General features: G+C 72.1%; 12 protein-coding genes and 2 pseudogenes. 5 read left to right on the top strand and 9 right to left on the bottom strand.

Annotated elements, in window-relative coordinates:
- Nucleotides 1-20: 20 nt before the first annotated feature.
- The 7 genes from R2S09_RS35560 to R2S09_RS35590 form a co-directional block, all read right to left on the bottom strand.
- Nucleotides 21-1,667, bottom strand: a complete 1,647-nt coding sequence (locus tag R2S09_RS35560; protein WP_316745406.1) for a hypothetical protein — start codon at nt 1,665-1,667, stop codon at nt 21-23.
- On the bottom strand, nt 1,664-4,513 hold the full coding sequence (locus R2S09_RS35565) for a phosphoenolpyruvate synthase (RefSeq protein ID WP_399145404.1): 2,850 nt from the start codon (nt 4,511-4,513) through the stop codon (nt 1,664-1,666). Before R2S09_RS35565 ends, R2S09_RS35560 begins: the two co-directional genes overlap by 4 nt.
- A gap of 162 nt (nt 4,514-4,675) precedes the next feature.
- Nucleotides 4,676-5,095, bottom strand: coding sequence for an extracellular solute-binding protein (locus tag R2S09_RS35570; RefSeq protein WP_316745408.1), 420 nt, complete (start codon nt 5,093-5,095; stop codon nt 4,676-4,678).
- An 11-nt stretch (nt 5,096-5,106) separates the two neighbouring features.
- Complete coding sequence (locus R2S09_RS35575) at nt 5,107-5,229, bottom strand: hypothetical protein (RefSeq protein WP_306192098.1); 123 nt, start codon at nt 5,227-5,229, stop codon at nt 5,107-5,109.
- A gap of 103 nt (nt 5,230-5,332) precedes the next feature.
- Nucleotides 5,333-7,372, bottom strand: a complete 2,040-nt coding sequence (locus R2S09_RS35580; RefSeq protein WP_306192099.1) for a beta-galactosidase — start codon at nt 7,370-7,372, stop codon at nt 5,333-5,335.
- Between the two features lie 169 nt (nt 7,373-7,541).
- Entirely contained in the window at nt 7,542-8,816 is a 1,275-nt protein-coding gene (locus tag R2S09_RS35585) for a hypothetical protein (protein WP_306192101.1), read from the bottom strand.
- Nucleotides 8,817-8,952: 136 nt separating this feature from the next.
- Nucleotides 8,953-9,606, bottom strand: coding sequence for a maleylpyruvate isomerase N-terminal domain-containing protein (locus R2S09_RS35590; protein ID WP_316745409.1), 654 nt, complete (start codon nt 9,604-9,606; stop codon nt 8,953-8,955).
- A 189-nt stretch (nt 9,607-9,795) separates the two neighbouring features.
- Here R2S09_RS35590 and R2S09_RS35595 point away from each other — a divergent pair, with 189 nt between their 5' ends.
- Nucleotides 9,796-10,920, top strand: a complete 1,125-nt coding sequence (locus R2S09_RS35595; RefSeq protein ID WP_306192103.1) for a peptidoglycan bridge formation glycyltransferase FemA/FemB family protein — start codon at nt 9,796-9,798, stop codon at nt 10,918-10,920.
- A gap of 257 nt (nt 10,921-11,177) precedes the next feature.
- A pseudogene (locus R2S09_RS40800) lies at nt 11,178-11,399 on the top strand (MFS transporter); the annotation flags it as partial.
- 104 nt (nt 11,400-11,503) lie between these two features.
- On the opposite strand, the gene R2S09_RS35600 reads toward R2S09_RS40800, so the two are convergent.
- Complete coding sequence (locus tag R2S09_RS35600; protein ID WP_306192104.1) at nt 11,504-12,619, bottom strand: PP2C family protein-serine/threonine phosphatase; 1,116 nt, start codon at nt 12,617-12,619, stop codon at nt 11,504-11,506.
- Nucleotides 12,620-12,805: 186 nt separating this feature from the next.
- Here R2S09_RS35600 and R2S09_RS35605 point away from each other — a divergent pair, with 186 nt between their 5' ends.
- Nucleotides 12,806-13,339: a DUF488 family protein gene (locus tag R2S09_RS35605; protein ID WP_306192105.1), complete on the top strand. Its 534-nt coding sequence runs from the start codon at nt 12,806-12,808 to the stop codon at nt 13,337-13,339.
- 103 nt (nt 13,340-13,442) lie between these two features.
- On the opposite strand, the gene R2S09_RS35610 is transcribed toward R2S09_RS35605, so the two are convergent.
- A complete protein-coding gene (locus R2S09_RS35610) occupies nt 13,443-14,453 on the bottom strand; it encodes a hypothetical protein (RefSeq protein ID WP_306192106.1) in 1,011 nt (336 codons plus the stop codon).
- A 246-nt stretch (nt 14,454-14,699) separates the two neighbouring features.
- Here R2S09_RS35610 and R2S09_RS35615 point away from each other — a divergent pair, with 246 nt between their 5' ends.
- Nucleotides 14,700-15,728 (top strand): LacI family DNA-binding transcriptional regulator, encoded by a 1,029-nt coding sequence (locus tag R2S09_RS35615; protein ID WP_316745410.1) that lies wholly within the window; start codon nt 14,700-14,702, stop codon nt 15,726-15,728.
- An 808-nt stretch (nt 15,729-16,536) separates the two neighbouring features.
- Nucleotides 16,537-16,869 (top strand): annotated as a pseudogene (locus R2S09_RS35620) (glycosyl hydrolase family 5); the annotation flags it as partial.

Here is a 16,869-nt window from a genome sequence, read left to right on the forward strand (position 1 = left end):
GTCCTCCGATGTGGGGGTCATCAGCTCTGGTGCGGCTGCGCGCCGTGGCTCGCGAGCAGGTCGCGGGCCTCCTCGATGGGCAGTTCCGCGTCGACGTGGGCTCCGATGCGCAGCCAGTCGTGGCCGAGCTCCAATGTGGCCCGCCAGGCACCGGCGGAGTCGAAGGAGGAGGGGAAGGCGTCGGCGCCGGCGGCGCGGCGGACCTCGGTGAGGAAGGCGCGCAGGTCCGCGAGGCCGGCTTCGCCGTACTCGGCCGAGTCGACGGTACGGCCGAGCAGTTCCCGTGCGTGTGCGCGGATCGGCTCGGTGTCCGGCGGCAGCAGGTCCATGCGGTGCACCAGGTCGCAGTCGGCGGGCAGCGGGTGGACGCCGTATGCGCTGAAGAGGCCGCGCAGCGCCGCGTGCACGGCCCGGCGGGCGGTGAGCTCGGCGACCCGCCACTGGCCGCGGCCGAGGGCGCCGGTCAGGTCCTCGACGGCGTTCTCGGCCACCACGTTGGACCACACCAGGGCCATGGTCGCGGCGGCGAACCGGTCGGCGGGCAGCGGCAGGAGGTCGATGCCGTCGGGGCCGCTGACGGCCGCTCCGTGCACCGACAGCAGCGGCCGTGCGGTGGAGGGGGGCGGCGTGACAGGGCCGGGCGGGGCGGCGAGCGGCAGGCATGCGGTGACGGTGCCGGCGCCCTTCCAGGCCAGCCGGATCAGCCCGTAGCGCCAGAACGCGGCCAGAACCGGCCCCGGTTCGGCGCCGTGGGCGTCCTCGGCCGCGGTGAGGGCCTGGGGCAGGGTGCGGCCCGGGACGAGCGACCGCCAGACGGCTCCCGCGCGCCTCCCGAGTGCGAACACCTCGCGGCGCCGGCGGATGACGTGGACGCGTTCGCCGGTCTGCCAGGTCGTCACCCCGGTGACCCGTTCGACGGTGAGCCGGCCGGGGTCGGCCGTGACCCCGGTCAGTCCGAGGCCGGCGGCGAAGGCGAGGCACGCGGTCAGGTGGGTGCGGGCGGAGGCCGGGGTGCCGCACGGGGACCGCAGCTCCTCGTACCGGTCGCGCACGTCGGGTCGGCCGACGCGATCCAGTTGCAGGGGCAGCCACTTGGGCTCCAGGTAGGTTTCGCCCTGACCGGCCGCCCACGCCTTGACCGTCTGGACGAGTGCGGCGCCGCTCCAGTCCGCGGCCTCGTCCGTCGCACCGAGGCAGAGCAGCGCCACCGCGTGCCGGAACGACTGGCGGGCCCGGTACGCCCACCAGTCGGCGGCGATGCGGGAGAACCGTTCGCGCGACATGAGTGCCACGGCCTCGCCTGCCAGGGCGTGGCCGCGCAGCGGGCGGCTGTGCAGCAGCCGCTGGCAGCGGTTGAGCAGATCCTCGGAGAGTGTGCCGGGGCGACGGGCCCGTGCGCGCAGTGCGGAGAACTGCTCCGTGAGCTGGCGCACGGAACGGGTGCGGATCTCCACCCTGCGGCCGTCGACGAAGAGCACGGAGGGCATGGTCGGAAGGTTCTCCTCGCCGCGGCGGACGATCAGGATGTCGATGTCGGAGGAGGAGTTGCCGAAACCTTCCGCGAGGGAGCCTTCGAGCACCACGGCGCAGTCGGCGGTGGCGGTCCGGGGCAGTGCGGCGAGGGACTTGTCGAGCAGGTCGTGGAGCCGTTCGTCGGTGAGGCTCACGGATGTGTCTCCGTCCTCGAAGTGGTCTCCGGGGGCGCGGCGGGGCCGTCCGGGGGCGGTTCGCCGGCGGGCGGGTGGTCGCCGGACGGGGCCTCGGCGGGCGGGTCCTCGCCGCGGTGGTCCTGGGCGGGCGGGTCGGCCAGTACGGTGACCGTTCCCGCGGCGCCGTCGACGCGCAGCCGGCTGCCGGTGCGGATCTCGGTGGTGGCGTCCTTGACCTGGACCACCGTCGGGACGCCCAACTCCCGTGCCACGACCGCGACGTGGGTGAGCGGGCTGCCGCGTTCGACGAGCACGGCGGCGGCCGAGGCCAGCGCGGGCACCCAGCCGGGATCGGTGCGGTAGGTGACGAGGATCCGGCCGCCGATCCGGCACGGGCTGTCGGTGACCACCGCCCTCCCCTCGGCGACACCGGGGCAGCACGGGGTACCGCGCAGCTCCCTGACGCCGCTGCGGGCGGTGGCCTCGGTGGTCCAGCCGGCCCGCTCCAGGTTGCCCGACCAGTACGGGGCGCCGCGGGTGGTGAAGCGGGACGGTGCGCGCAGCAGGGCGTCCGCGGCCAGTCGCCCGCGGCGCAGTACGGCGAGTTCCCTCAGCTCGGTATGGGCGATCTGGCCCTCGTAGGCGCCCCGCACCTCCTCCAGCTTCAGCATGAAGACATCACGCCCGGAGTCGAGGGCTCCGATGCGGGCCAGGTCGCGGCCCATGGCCCGCAGCATCCGCTTGGCGGTGCCGAACGCCCGGGTGCGGCAGAACCGCAGCCGCTCGCGGTCGGCGAGCGCGTCCCCGGCCTTGCGCCGCACCCGCTCGTACACCCAGCGGCGCGGGCCCCGCAGATGCCGGTCGAGGTAGGCGTCCGCCTCGTCGCCACCGCCCCCGCGGTCCCGCGCGGTGTCCTGGAGTGCCTCGCGCAGCAGGGTGAACATCCCCGCGGGGTTCTCCCACAGGTCCGGTGCCTCCAGCTTGAGCTCGTCGGGGCTGCGGTATCCGTAGTCGGCCACGTACGCGTCGACGGCGGCGAGGACATCCAGGTGGCCGCCCTCACGCAGCGCTGCGTACGCGTCGGCGTCGGCGGTGCGGTCCAGCAGTTCCCGCACCTCCTCATCGGCCCGCACCCGCGCCGCGAGTTCGGCCAGCGCCCGCGCCGGCTCGGCGGACTCCAGCGGCCCGGCCGGGGCGGCGGCCGCCCAGGTGAACCAGTCGGGGGCGCCCGGCAGCCACCTGCGCGTGAGCAGAGCCAGCACGCCGACCGACAGCAGGATCGTGGCGTCCAGCACCTGCATCGGGCCCCATTTCTCGATGAGTTCCCGCTGCAGCCTGCGAAAACGCCGGTGGATCTCGTCACCGGGCAGGGCGTCGTAGTCGATGTCGTTGAATTCCTCGTACACCCGGTGGAAATACCGGTGGAAGGCGGCCACGGATTTCCGGACGGTCAGAAACCGTCCGGTGAAGATCAATGTGCGGGTGAATCGTGAAAGGCCGCCGAGCGGTCCCGGCCGGGGCGTGAAGGGGTGGAGTGAATCGGCACACTCGTCGGAAATACTCTCGGCGACACCCAGCGATTTCTCCAGCACACGGCGGTTGAGCCGGTAGAACGGGGCCAGACGCACCATGCGATACCAGTGGTACAGGTTGTAGTAGGCCCGTCCGTGGATGTGGCCGAGCAGGTGCGGGGTCCACTCCTGGACCTCGCGCAGCCGGCGTCCCCGGACGCCGAGCGCGCGGGCGTAGCTCTCGTAGACCTTTGCGTAGGTGTCGGCGGCGAAGCTGTGGGTGAGGGGGGAGACGACGCCGCCGAAGCTCTCGATGATGTTGGAGTTGTCCCACAGTCGCACCTCCCCCTCGGGTTCCGCCGGGCGGGCCCCGCGCCCGAGGGCGGTGACCGGCCGGCTCTGCAGGATCCACAGGGTGTCGCCGGCGATCGCCCACTCGATGTCCTGCGGGCACCCGAAGTGTTCCGTGACGCGGACCCCGGCCTGGTGCAGCCGGGCCAGCTCCGCGGAGGTCAGCGACAGCCTCCCGCGGTCCTCGGCGGCCACCGGTGACACCACGCAGCCGGGGCCGGAACCGGCGTCGTAGCGCTCCCGCTTCTCGCCGATCACCGTGCTCAGCGGCTCGCCGGTGACGGCGTCCAGGACGACGGTGTCGGCGTCGACCGCACCGGACACCAGCCCCTCCCCCAGTCCGTGCACTGCGCTGACCACATGGCGGTCGGTGCGGCCGGTCGCAGGCTCGGCCGTGAACAGCACGCCGCTGCGCTCGGCCGGCACCATCCGCTGGACGACGACCGCGAGGCCGGCCGTGTCCGGCGGCAGTCCGTGCCGGGCGCGGTAGTACAGGGACCGCTCCGAGAAACCCGACGCCCAGCACCGGCGGACATGGGCGGTGACCTGGTCGAGACCTCGGACGTTGAGGAAGCTGTCGAACTGTCCGGCGAACGAGTGCCGCGCGCCGTCCTCCTGGGCGCCGGAGGAGCGCACGGCCACCAGGCCGCCGCCGGCCTGCCGGTAGGCCAGGGCCACGGCCGCCGCGACGCGCTCGCCGAGGGGCGCCGCCTCGATCAGAGCAGCGATCCCGGCGGCGGTCTCCCGGGCCGCGCTCTCGCCGCCTTGGTCCCGGCCCGCTGCCGACAGCTCCGCCAGACGCCGCTCCAGTCCGGTGTCGCGGCAGAATTCGGCGAAGACGTCCGCACCGATCACCGACCATGCCGGTACGTGAAACCCGGACATCGTCAGGGCGTGGAGGTTTCTGCCTTTTCCACCAGCCCGTTCGGCGATTTCCGACTCATCACTCCTGTATGTGAGGACGCGAAGACACTGGTGACCCGATCCCGCGGTGAACGACAACTGACATACCTCCGGGAGCTTTGTCCGCGACTCACCCAGAGGTATCACGGCGAGGTCGGTGAAAACCTGCACATGGGCCGTTCCGGGTTTTTCCCTGAACGTTTCCGGCCATGGTTCAACGGAAGACGGTCGATTTTTCAAACGGTGTGCTCGAAGACGGCCTCACGTCCGCGGAAGCGGTAGACGGCGAGCGCGAACCCCGCCGCGCCGGCGAGCAGCGTCGCGAGCGCGCCGCGCACGCCCGCGTACAGGATGCTGTCGAGGGTCCACTTCCAGAAGATGCCGATCGTCCATGTCGATGATCCAGCTGCCGCCCTCGGTGCGGACCCACCGTGCGCCGCGCTGTCGGCACATCGCGGCGCACCAGGCCGGCCGGGTGGGTGCGAAGGCGCACATCCGGACCCCTTCGGCGCGGGCCTTGACGACGCGGGCGGCCTGCTCGAACTCCGTCCAGGTGGTGGGCACGTCGATGCCCCACTTCGCGAAGAGGTCGGCGCGGCAGAACAGGCCCATCGGTCCGGAGGCCTGCGGGACGGTGTAGACGCGGCCACCGAAGACGCCCTGGTTCCACTGCCAGGACACATAGCTGCCGCTCAGCGCGTCGGGCCGTACGCGCTCAGGTCGGTCAGGCCGTTGACCGGCATGAAGGCGGGCAGTTCGTAGTACTCCACCGGGGCCAGGTCCGGCGCGTCCCCGGCGTTCGGCGCGGAGTACATCTTCTGGTAGCCACCCTGGACGTCGGCCGGGATGATCTGCAGGTCGACCCGGATGCCGGGGTGCGTGGGCGCCTGCTTCGTGTGTCCATGTGTGTCCCCTGCTTCACGGCGTGGTCAGGACGGCTGCTCCGGCCCCGGGCAGGGTGATCCGGTCCGAGGGGGCCGTCCCGTGGGCGAGGAGGTCGGTCATCGGCTCCGGCAGGCCGACCTCAGCGGGCTCTGCACCGTGGTTGAGGAGGAAGAGGAACCGGCCGCCGTCGCCCTCGCGGACGGTCGCCTGGACCTGGGCGGGAAGCCCGGGGAGCACCGGGCCGACGCCGGCGGCACGGCACACCTCGTCCGTCACCGCGCGCATGGCCCGCGGCTCCAGGCGCGTGGCGACGTACCACGCGCTGCCCGCGCCGCACCGGTTGCGGGTGACGGCGGGCCGCCCGGCCAGGGGGCCGGAGTCGAACGTGGCGGCGGTCCGCGCGCCTTCGGCCACCACCTCCTCCGACCACAGGTCGGCGTGTGCGACGGTGCCGTCCTCGAGCCGTACCCGCACCGTGCCGTTCTCGGGCAGCGGCCAGAACTCCTCGACGCGCACGCCCAGCGCCTCGCGCAGCGGCGCGGGGTATCCGCCCAGGTGGACGCGGTCGCAGTCGTCGACGATGCCGGAGAAGAACGAGACGAGCAGGTGCCCGCCGTCGCGTACGTAGTCGGTCAGCCGCCGGGCGTCGGGCTCGCGCAGCAGGTAGAGGCTGGGCACGACGACCAGGCGGTAGCCGGACAGATCACGGTCGGGCGGTACGACGTCGCAGGTGATGCCCGCCTCGAACAGCGGCCGGTAGTGGGCGAGGTTGATCGCCGTCTGGTCCAGCGCCGTCGACGGATGCGAGTCGAGTTCCAGCGCCCACCAGCTGTTCCAGTCCATGACCAGGGCGACGTCGGCGGTGCAGCGCGAACCGGCGATCCGCGGCACCGAGGCCAGCTCCCGGCCCAGTTCGCGCACCTCGCGGAAGATACGGGTCTCGGTGCCGCCGTGCGGGACCATCGCCGAGTGGAACTTCTCGGCCCCGCCCCGGGACTGCCGCCACTGGAAGTACAGCACCGCGTCCGCACCCTGGGCCACCGCCTGCCAGCTCCACAGCCGCATTTTGCCCGGCGGCTTGGGGCCGTTGCGGTCGCGCCAGTTGACCGCACCGGGCGCCTGCTCCATCAGCATCCACGGCTCGCCGTCGCGGGCGGAGCGGGTGACGTCGAAGGCGAAACCGGCCGCGATGTGGGCGTCGTCGCTGTGCGGGTCCTGGTAGACGTCGACCGAGGCGACGTCCTCCTCGGCGGCCCAGCGGAAGGAGTCGACCGGCTTGTGCACGCCGATGAAGTTGGTGGTCACCGGGACGTCGGGGGTGATCCGGCGCAGCACCTCCTTCTCCGCGAGGTAGCACCGCAGCAGCGCGTCGTCGCTGAAGCGGGCGAAGTCCAGGTGCTGGGCGGGGTTGGGGAAGGTGGGCGCCAGGCGCGGCGGCAGGACCTCGTCGAAGGTGTCGTAGCGCTGGGACCAGAACGCCGTCGACCAGGCGTCGTTGAGCGCCTCGACGGTGCCGTAGCGGTCGCGGAGCCAGCGCCGGAAGTCGGCGGCGGACTCCTCGCACCAGCACATGGGGGTGTGGCAGCCGTACTCGTTGCCGATGTGCCACATCTCCAGCGCGGGGTGGTCGGCGTACCGGGTGGCGAGCCGCTCGACGAGGCGGGTGGCGTACTGGCGGTAGACGGGGCTGGAGGGGCAGTAGTGCTGCCGTCCGCCGGGCCACATGAGCCGGCCGTCGGCGGTCCGCGGCAGGATCTCGGGGTGCAGCCGGGTGAGCCAGGGCGGCGGCGAGGCGGTCATGGTCGCCAGGCAGACGGCCACCTGGGCGCCGGCGAGGTTGTCCATGACCCGGTCGAACCAGGCGAAGTCGTACTCGCCCGGTCTCGGTTCGGCCTTCGCCCAGGAGAAGATGCCGGCCGTCACCATGGTGACGCCCGCCTCCTTCATCAGGGCGACGTCCTCGGACCACACCTCCTCAGGCCACTGCTCAGGGTTGTAGTCGCCGCCGAAGGCGATGCCGGCGGGGCGCAGGCGCCGCCGGGAGCCGATTGCTACCGCGTCAGTGAGTCGCACGCCGGTCAGTCTCGGAGCGACGGCGCACCGCGTCAAGATATTTGCATAATTAATTGATAACTGAGCGCCTCAGGACCACGCCTCAGGACCTTCGACGGACACAGGAAGGCCACCCGACGGCGTGCGCGGAAGGACATCCCGCACGCGCCGCGGGGCGGCCCTCGGGCGGTTACGAGCCGTCGGCGTGGACCGCGTAGACGTAGCGCTTGCCCGCGTACTCGCTGAGGTTCCAGATCACGGACTCGCTGTAGGCCCAGCCGGAGGCGCCGCTGCTGTGGTAGCTGAGGTCCTCGCAGCCGATGCCCAGGTCGCAGACCGTCGTCGCGCTCGAGGCACCGGAGCTGAAGGTGCGCAGCGCGCCCTTCGTGGACGGTCCGGCGCTCACCGAGAGGTAGTGCTTGCTGCCGCGCGAGACGACACCCTGGATCTTCTGCTGGGCGACGGTGACGGCCTCCGACGCGGTGAGCGAGGCCGGCAGTCGGTCGGTGTAGTCGAGGTTCCAGCGGACCACCTTGGGCGTGGTCGTGGCGACGCCCGTGCCGTTGAAGGTGCCGTCCGTGTAGCTGACGGTGCCGGAGGTGGAGTACTCGCTGATCACCAGGCTGTCGGGGGTGCTGGCGCGGTCGAGCCCGATCGTCGTGCAGCGCAGGTACTTCCCCGCGTTGTCGTAGGCGTGGCTCTGCGGCAGGACGTACTTGTACCCGTAGCCGTAGTAGTTCCCGTCGGTGTGCAGACCGCACACGTCCACACCGGTGGCGACCGTGAGCAGGGTGTTCAGGTCGAACACCCTCAACCCCTTGTAGGTGTCGACGACATAGAGCAGGTTGCCGTACCACATGATGCCGCCGGCGTGCTTGCGGATGGGGTTGAACGAGTACTCCCCGCTGCCGGTCCTGACCGGCTCGACCAGGAGGACGTGCCGGTACGTCGGCGTGGAGGCGGTGGTGTAGTCGACGAACGTGAGGCGGATGCCCTTGTCGACCGCGTACTCGTCGACGCCGTCGCCGTCGGGGTCGGTCTCGAAGTACCAGGAGACGAGAACGACCTTCTTGCTGCCGCCCGAGGGGTAGAGCCCGTTGCCGTAGGCGTCGGCGCTGGTCGTGACGCCCTGCGGGATCCAGTAGTCGACCGCCTGGTCGCCGCCGTCCCACGTGAACCCGGTCGCGAACGCCTCGACGGTGCCGGGGGCGCTGCCGAGGTGGGTGGCATTGCGGTTGGTGTCGGCGATGACGGCCGTCGCGTCCACCGTGGGCAGCTTGGCCGCCAGGCCGGCGGTCAGGCCGGCGAACTCGCCGTAGCTGTTGCCGGATCGGCTGGTGAGGGCGAACTGGCCCGCGTCGATGGTGGCCGCCTCGGCGGCGGTGGGAGTCAGCAGGGCGCCGGCGGCGGAGACGAACGGCGCGGCGGCCAGGCCCTTGAGGATCCCTCTTCGTGTCATGCTCATGGAAAAGAAGTTATGAGCACGAGATCACGTGGCACAACCCTGCCTGCCCTGCTGCGGGGCAGATCTTCGCTGTCGTTTCACAGACGTTCATCCGGCGCCCGGTCAGCCGAGGAGGAGGGGCAGCCTTCCGGCCGGGTCAGCCGAGGACGAGCGGCAGCCTCGCGGCCAGCTCGCCCAGTTCGGCCTTCTCCTCGACGCCCGGGCTGCGCCGTCCGGTGCCGATCAGCAGCGCGTCCGTGTCGGAGAACGACGGAGGGAACGCGGCACCGGCGATCTTCTCCAGCAGCTCGCGCGACCGGGCGAGCCCCTCTGCGGGCGGCCGCGCCGCGTCCGGGAGGTGCGCGATCAGGTCGAGGTGATGCAGCGTCCATTCCAGGACGTACGTGCCGAGGTAGTCGCCCGCGGTGAGCACATGGCCCTGGGTGGCCACCCGGAGCGCGGGGTCGGCGAGTCCGGCGGCGCGTCCGGCGGCCGAACCGACGTCGTCGAGGTGGAACTTGAGCAGCCACGGCTCCTCGTACGCGGCGGCCAGACGGACGATCAGCGCGTCGAGCGGGTCGTCGCCGGCCGGGGTCTCGACGAGGTTCCAGTAGGTCACCGCGTCCCTCGTCGGCTCCGTCTCGGCGGGGGTGACGAGGGTGATCAGGACGTCCTGGGCGTCGATGACCAGATGGCACACCAGGTCCCGTACGAGCCAGCCGGTGCAGCCGGACGGCCGCGCGAAGTCCTCGTCGGCGAGTTCGGCGACCGCGGTGCGCAGCGCCGCCCAGGAGCGTGAGAAGAGATCCACGGCCGCAAGCTAGCAGCGCCGGAAGCCGCACTGCGAACGGATTCCCGCCACGGACACCGCCGTCGGACCGCCGCGCGGCGCCTGTACTTCCTGTGGGCCGACACGGTGTGCGCGAGGCACGGGAATGTGCGGCACGCCTCATAGGCTGGTGCGCCGGGCAACGGAGCAGGCGAGCGAAGGAGCAGGCACATGAGCCCTCGCCTGAAGGCGATCACCCGGGAAGAACATCTGGCCTTCGTCGCGGCGCAGCCGTCGGTGAGTCATATGCAGGTTCCCTCGTGGGGCGATGTGAAGCCGGACTGGCGGGCGGAGAGCCTGGGCTGGTTCGGCGAGGACGGCCGTCTCATCGGGGTGGGGCTGGTGCTGCTGCGGCCGTTGCCGAAGCTGAAGCGGTACCTCGCCTATCTGCCGGAGGGACCCGCCATCGACTGGGCCGCGCCGGATCTGGAGGGGTGGCTGGAGCCGATGCTCCGTCACCTGAAGGGACTGGGCGCGTTCTCGGTGAGGATGGGGCCGCCCGTCGTGGCCCGCCGCTGGAGTGCCGAGGCGGTCAAGGCCGCGATCGCCGACCCCGGGGCCCGCCGGCTGCGGGACGTGGAGGCCACCACGCGGGAGCCGCGGGCCTTCGACATCGCCGACCGGCTGCGCCGGACGGGCTGGCGGCGGAACGAGCCCGGCGCCGAGGACGGCTTCGCCGCGGGCCAGCCGCGCCACGTCTTCCAGGTCCCGTTCGCCGGGCGGTCGCTGGAGGAGATCCACCAGGGCCTCAACCAGCAGTGGCGCCGCAACATCAAGAAGGCGGAGAAGGCCGGCGTCAAGGTCGTCCAGGGCGGCTACGAGGACCTGCCCGCCTTCCACGCCCTGTATGCCGAGACGGCCGAGCGGGACCGGTTCGTCCCGCGCCCGCTGGGCTACTTCCAGCGCATGTGGACCGCGCTGAGAGCCGAGGACCCCGACCGTATGCGTCTCTACCTCGCCCACCACGAGGGGGATGTCCTGGCCGCCGCCACCATGCTGACCGTCGGTGAACACGTCTGGTACTCCTACGGCGCCTCCACCGTCCGCAGGCGCGACGTCCAGCCGAACAACGCGATCCAGTGGCGGATGATGTCCGACGCCCACGAACTCGGGGCGAAGGTCTACGACTTCCGCGGCATCACCGACACCCTGGACGAGGACAACCATCTTCTGGGACTGCTCCGGTTCAAGGTCGGCAGCGGAGGCGAGGCCGTCGAGTACCTCGGCGAGTGGGACTACCCGCTCAACAAGGTCCTGCACAAGGCCCTCGGCCTCTACATGTCCCGACGACGCTGAGCCCCCACGCATGAGACAGTTCGGCGGGGGCCGAAACGCCGCGGCTCTACGGTGTGCGCATGCGGTACGTCACGGAGTCAACGCACGCGAGCCCCTGACCAGGACGGACACGCCGCCGGGCCCGTGCCGGAGGAGCCGGGCCGTTCCCGGGGGCCCTCCCTGACCGTGGCCACGGCGTTGTTCCTGCTGCTGGCCGGGCCAATCTGCCCACCCCGCTGTACGCGGTCTACCAGCAGCGGTTCGGCTTCTCCGCCGAGGTGCTGACACTGGTCTTCGCCACCTACGCGGTGGTGCTCGTCCCCACCCTGCTGGTCTTCGGCCGGCTGTCCGACCGGCTGGGCCGCCGGCGGGTGATCTTCGCCGGCCTGGGCGCGGCGGCGGTCGCCGCGGCGCTGTTCGCCGCCGCCGGGGGCACCGCGTGGCTGTTCGCGGCGCGCGCGATACAGGGCCTGGCGCTCGCCATGGCAGGCGGCGGGGCCAACGCCGGCCTGGTGGGGCTGGAGCCCCGACACGACGCACGGCGTGCGGCGCTGCTGGCCACGCTCGGAGGACCGGGCCGGACGACCGGTGATCGCTGTGGCTTTCACACCGCGGTGCGCGATTCGTGGGTGTGTCTGAGAGCCACGATCGCCGCGTCGTCGCCGAGCGCTCCGGAGCAGTGGATCATCAGATCACGTCGGATGCGCTGGACGAGCGCCTCGGGACTGCACCTGGTCCACAGGCCGACGCGTTCCTGGAGCGGGTAGAAGTCCCGATTGGGGTCGCGCGCCTCCAGTACGCCGTCGGTGTACAGGAGGAGTGTGTCGCCGGCCTGGAACGTGAAGGGATACGAGACGTAGGCCTCCGGTCTCAGCCCGTGCAGGCCCAGCGGGGGTGCCGGGTGGGGGCTGACGACCTCCGTCACCTGGCCCCTCTGGATCAGGAGTGGCGGCGGGTGACCGCAGTCGATCATACGGGCCATCGGGCCGTGGTCGGGGATCTCCAGCAGCAGCGCGGTGACGAAGTGCTCCAGGGCCTCCTCGTCGGCCTCCGGGAACTGGGCATGGTACCTGCGGACACTGCCGTCCAGGGCCTCGGCGAGGGCCGGCAGCGTGGGGTGATGGTGGGAGGCCTCCTGGAACGCGCCCAGCAGCATGGCCGCCTGCCCGATCGCGCCCAGCCCCTTGCCCCTGACGTCCGCGATGATCACGCGCGCGCGGTGGCCGGTACGGGTCACCGCGTACAGATCACCGCCGATGCGGGCCTCCCGCTCGGCGGCCAGGTACGAACACGCGAGGTGCAGGGGGCCGAGGCGGTGGGGCAGCGGACGCAGCAGCGCCCGCTGCGCGGCCTCCGAGACCGACCGCACCTGGGCCAGCTCCTCCTTGCGCCGGTCCCGGACGAAGCAGACGAAGACGATGAAGATCGACAGGATCGCCAGGGCGACGATCTGCGCGATGTGATTCGAGGTGGCCAGACCGCCGTGGAGCACGGCGATGAGGATCTGGGCCCCCACCGCGAGTGCCCCGATCAGTCCGGTCAGCCGGGGGCCGCCGAACGAGGCGGTGATGGCGGGGGCCACGACGAGCAACGGTCCGAGGTGGATGGTCTCCGGGGAGTGGATGTCCACCACGGTGATCACTACGACCAGCCCGACGGGAATCGCCACCAGCGCATGGCTGGAGCGCCACAGCTCCCGCACACGGGTGAGGTACCGCATGTCTCCAATGTGCCCCATCCCCGCCGCCCCGTCCGGCCCGGCTGGGCCGCTGGGACCAACGGGCCTTCGGGCGAGGCGGGTCCGGCCGGGGTGGCGCTGGGTGGCGGAGGTGGCCGGGCTGGCGGGGGTGGCCGGGCTGGCGGGCCGATCGCGCCGACCGGGGAGAACCGGACGAGCATATGGAGGATGACGAACCGCATCTGTACGGTGGGGCACTCGACACGGGACTTCGGCGACATGCTGGAGATGCTGCGGAACAACGGCATCACCTGCCTCGTCGATGTGCGTTCGTACCCCTCGTCGCGCATGTTCCCGCAGTGGAACCGGCAGGCGATCGTCGACGCACTCCCTCCCGACATCGCCTACCGGTGGATCCCGAAAGTGGGCGGCCGGCGCCACACTCCCAAGGGCGTGCCGAGCGAGAACGGCGCATGGCGGGTCAAGGCCTTCCGCGACTACGCCGACTACATGGCCACCGACGAATTCGCCGAGGGCCTGAACGAACTGCTCGAACTGGCCGAACACGAACGGCCGGCGATCATGTGCAGCGAGGCGGTGCCCTGGCGCTGCCACCGCAGGCTGATCACCGACGCCCTGATCGTCGCGGGCGCCGAGGTCGTGAACATCATGTCGCCCACGACGACGAAGCCCGCCGCACTGGACGAACGGGCACGGGTCCACGACGGCCATCTCACCTACCCGCCGCCTGAGCCCTCCTGATGCCGGGGCGGTCACCGAGGAGCGAGTGCCGCGACGGTGTCAGCCGTGCGGCCGGCCACGCCCTCGCGCACTTCACCCCTACGCCCCCGGCCGGTCCGGGGCCTCATGAGACCCGGCGGAACACGGCGGCCGGGCCGATCGCGTCGGGGCCGAACCTGTCGCGGATGCGGTCCATGGTCTCCTCGGCCGTCAGGCGTGCCTCCCGGGCATGGTCGAGGCTGAGCTGCCGGGCGACCTGGCCGGCGTCGACGAGGTCCTCGGCCTTGAGGGCGATGCCGGTCAGACGTCCGCGCTGCAGACCGGCCGCGTCCATCAGCTGGTAGGCCGCCGTGCGGAGGTCGTCGTCGTGCGCGGACGGCTCCGTGAGGCGGCGGGTCTTCTCCCAGGAGGTGCCGCCGGCGAACCTCAGGGCCAGGGTCAGGGCGCGGGCGGCCTGGTCGCGCCGGCGCAGCAGCAGGCCCAGCCGTACGACCAGGCCGAGCAGGGCGGCGCGGACCTCGGCGCCGTCGAGGGTGTGCTGGGGGAAGGTGCGGCGGACCGCGGCGGCAGCGGGCAGGGCCTGGGGGACGACCGGGCGGGGGTCGATGCCTCGGGCCCGGTCCGCGGCCCGCCGGCCGGCCCGGCCGCCGAGCAGGCGCTGCACGAGGGCCGGGGGGACCGCGGCGAGCAGGCCGACGGTGTGGATGCCGTAGTCGTGCAGGGCCTCGGCCTGGCGGGGACCGATACCGTGCAGGGCATCCACGGGTAGAGGTGCCAGCCAGTCGGTGACCCGGTCGGCGGCGACGGCCAGGACGCCGCCGGGCTCCGGTGTCCGGGCGGACGCGGTGGCCGCCACCGTGATCGAGGGGCCGATGCCGACGCGGACGTCCACCCCGAGGCGGGAGACGGTGCGGATCCGCAGGATCTCGCCCAGCCCGCGGGCGTCCGTGCCGTGGTAGCGCAGCGCACCCCGGAGTTCCACCAGTGCCGCCGCCGGCGGCAGCGCCCGCACCACCGGGGACAGGTCGGCCAGCTGCTCCAGGACCTGCCGGTAGAGCTCTTCGGGAAGGTGGTCCGGGCAGCGCACATGCATCACCGTCGGCTCGCCTCGTCCCGGTGCCGCTGCCGCGCTCATCCCGGTCACCTCCCACATACCCTCCAGGTTATCGAACGATAAATCGAACAGGCGCGGACGCGATGACCCGAACCGCGGCGGGGGCGCCGGTGCGGTCGATCCGAGCAAGATCCGGGAGCGCTCCCATGGGAGCGCTCCCAGTCGGGCATAATGACGGTCCACCGTTCCCGGGTGGGATGTCAAGGGAACGAACGCTGTGAATCGTCGCGACTGACGGTTTGTCAACCTCGGTGCGGAAGGGCGCGGATGGGTGCGGGTGGACGGCGCGGCGGCCGGCCGACGCTGGAGATGGTCGCCGAGCGGGCCGGCGTCGGGCGGGGCACGGTCTCGCGCGTGATCAACGGTGCCCTCCATGTGAGCCCCCAGGCGCGGGCGGCCGTGGAGGAGGCGATCGCGGAGCTCGGGTACGTACCCAACCGCGCCGCCCGGGCGCTCGCGGCGGACCGCACGGACGCGATCGCCCTGGTCATCCCCGAGCCCGAGACCCGGCTCAGCGCCGAGCCGTTCTTCCTGGACGTCCTGCGCGGAGTGAGCGCGGAACTGGCCGACACGGACATGCAGTTGCTGCTCATGCTCATCCGCACCCCCCAGGAGCGGCGCCGGCCGGCCCAGCACCTGGAGGCCGGGAGGGTCGACGGCGTGCTGCTGGTGTCGGTGCACGAGGGCGCTCCGCTGCCCGACCTGCTGGAACGGCTGCGGGTGCCGACGGTGCTGAGCGGGCGGCGGTCGGAACGGGAGCGGATGTCGTACGTCGACGCCGACAACGTCGGCGGCGCGCGGTCCGCGACGGAGCACCTGCTCGGGCGGGGACGCCGGACCGTCGCCACCATCACCGGGCCGCTGGACATGTACGCCGCCCGCTGCCGCCTGGACGGCTACACCCAGGCGATGGACGCCGCGGGCCACGGCGTGGACCGGTCGCTCGTCGCCCACGGCGACTTCACGGAGGAGGGCGGCCGCGCCGCCATGCGGGAGCTGCTGGAGCGGCATCCCGGCATCGACGCCGTCTTCGCGGCGTCCGACGTCATGGCCGGCGGCGCCCTGCACGTCCTGCGCCAGGCCGGGCGACGCGTGCCCGATGACGTGGCGCTGGTCGGCTTCGACGACTCCACGGTCGCCCGGCACTCCGACCCGCCGCTGTCGAGCGTCAGGCAGCCGACGGAGGAGATGGGCCGCACCATGGCGCGAGTGCTGCTGGAGGAGATCGAGTCCCGTACCACCGTCCGGCGCCACGTGGTGCTGTCCACGGATCTGGTGCTGCGCGAATCCACCTGAGCACGAAGGCCCCGCGTCCACGGCCCCGCCCCCACGGCCCCGCGTCCACGCGCGAACCTGTCCGGCAGCCGCCCCGCGCGACGGGTGCCGGCGGCCCAACGGCCCATGTCACAGGTCCTGTTCAGGCGGTGCGCCCGGGGTGCGCCGCCCCAGGCGTCGAAATGTTGCGTGAACACGCTGTTACGTCATGTTTCCGTCAACCCTCTTCCCACCGGTGTCGCGGGTTGTTATTTTCCTCAGCGCATTGGGAGCGCTCCCACATCGAACCGAGTTCCCTGTCAAGGGAGTTGTCGCTTACGGCAGCCGGTGGGGGGATCCGTCCGGGACATCCGGACGGGGCGGCGCTCCCGGCACAGATACCACCGCACCCGAGGGGCACCGGTTGCAGGGGCGCGCAACACGGGGTCTTCGAGGAGCGCATCGTCAGTCAGCACGGGGCACTTCAGCGGACAGGAGGTACTGGCACACCGACGGCCGGCAGATCGCGGCCGCGAGCGACATGAGGCCGGCGGCCACGGCCACTCCATCGACCCCGCCGGCACCACCACGGTGACGGTCCACGCAGGCGGCACCAGCGCCGCCGACGGTGAACGCTGACAGGCCCGCACCCGAGGGAGGACCTCCGGCAGCCGATTCCCGCACAGGGACAGGACGTCGCCTGCCCCTGCTCCCCTCCCCCGTCGCCCGGCGCACCGGCGGCGCCCGGCGACCAGCCCGCACACGGCGCGGTGTGTCGCGGCTCCACCGGCGCGCGGTGTCACGCAAGGCCCCACCACGCCCCAGAGAAACCCACGGAAGGAAGCCATCGGTGAAGAAGCTCCAACGCCCCTCCAGATCGCGGCTCAACCGCAGTCTCTCGGTGCTCTCGGCCATCGCCCTCGGCTCGGCGCCGGCCGTGGCCCTCGCGCCGCAGTCCGCCTCTGCCGCCACCCGGGTCGACAACCCGTACGTGGGCGCCAAGGGGTACGTGAACCCCGAGTGGTCCGCGCACGCAGCGGCGGAGCCCGGCGGCAGCACGGTCGCCAACACGCCGACGGCGGTCTGGCTCGACCGCATCGCCGCGATCAACGGCGTCAACGGCGGCATGGGCCTGCGCGACCACCTTGACAAGGCGGTGTCGCAGGGCGCCGACCTGATCACA

It is taken from the genome of Streptomyces sp. MK7, from assembly GCF_032658145.1.
GTDB lineage: Bacteria > Actinomycetota > Actinomycetes > Streptomycetales > Streptomycetaceae > Streptomyces > Streptomyces spiralis.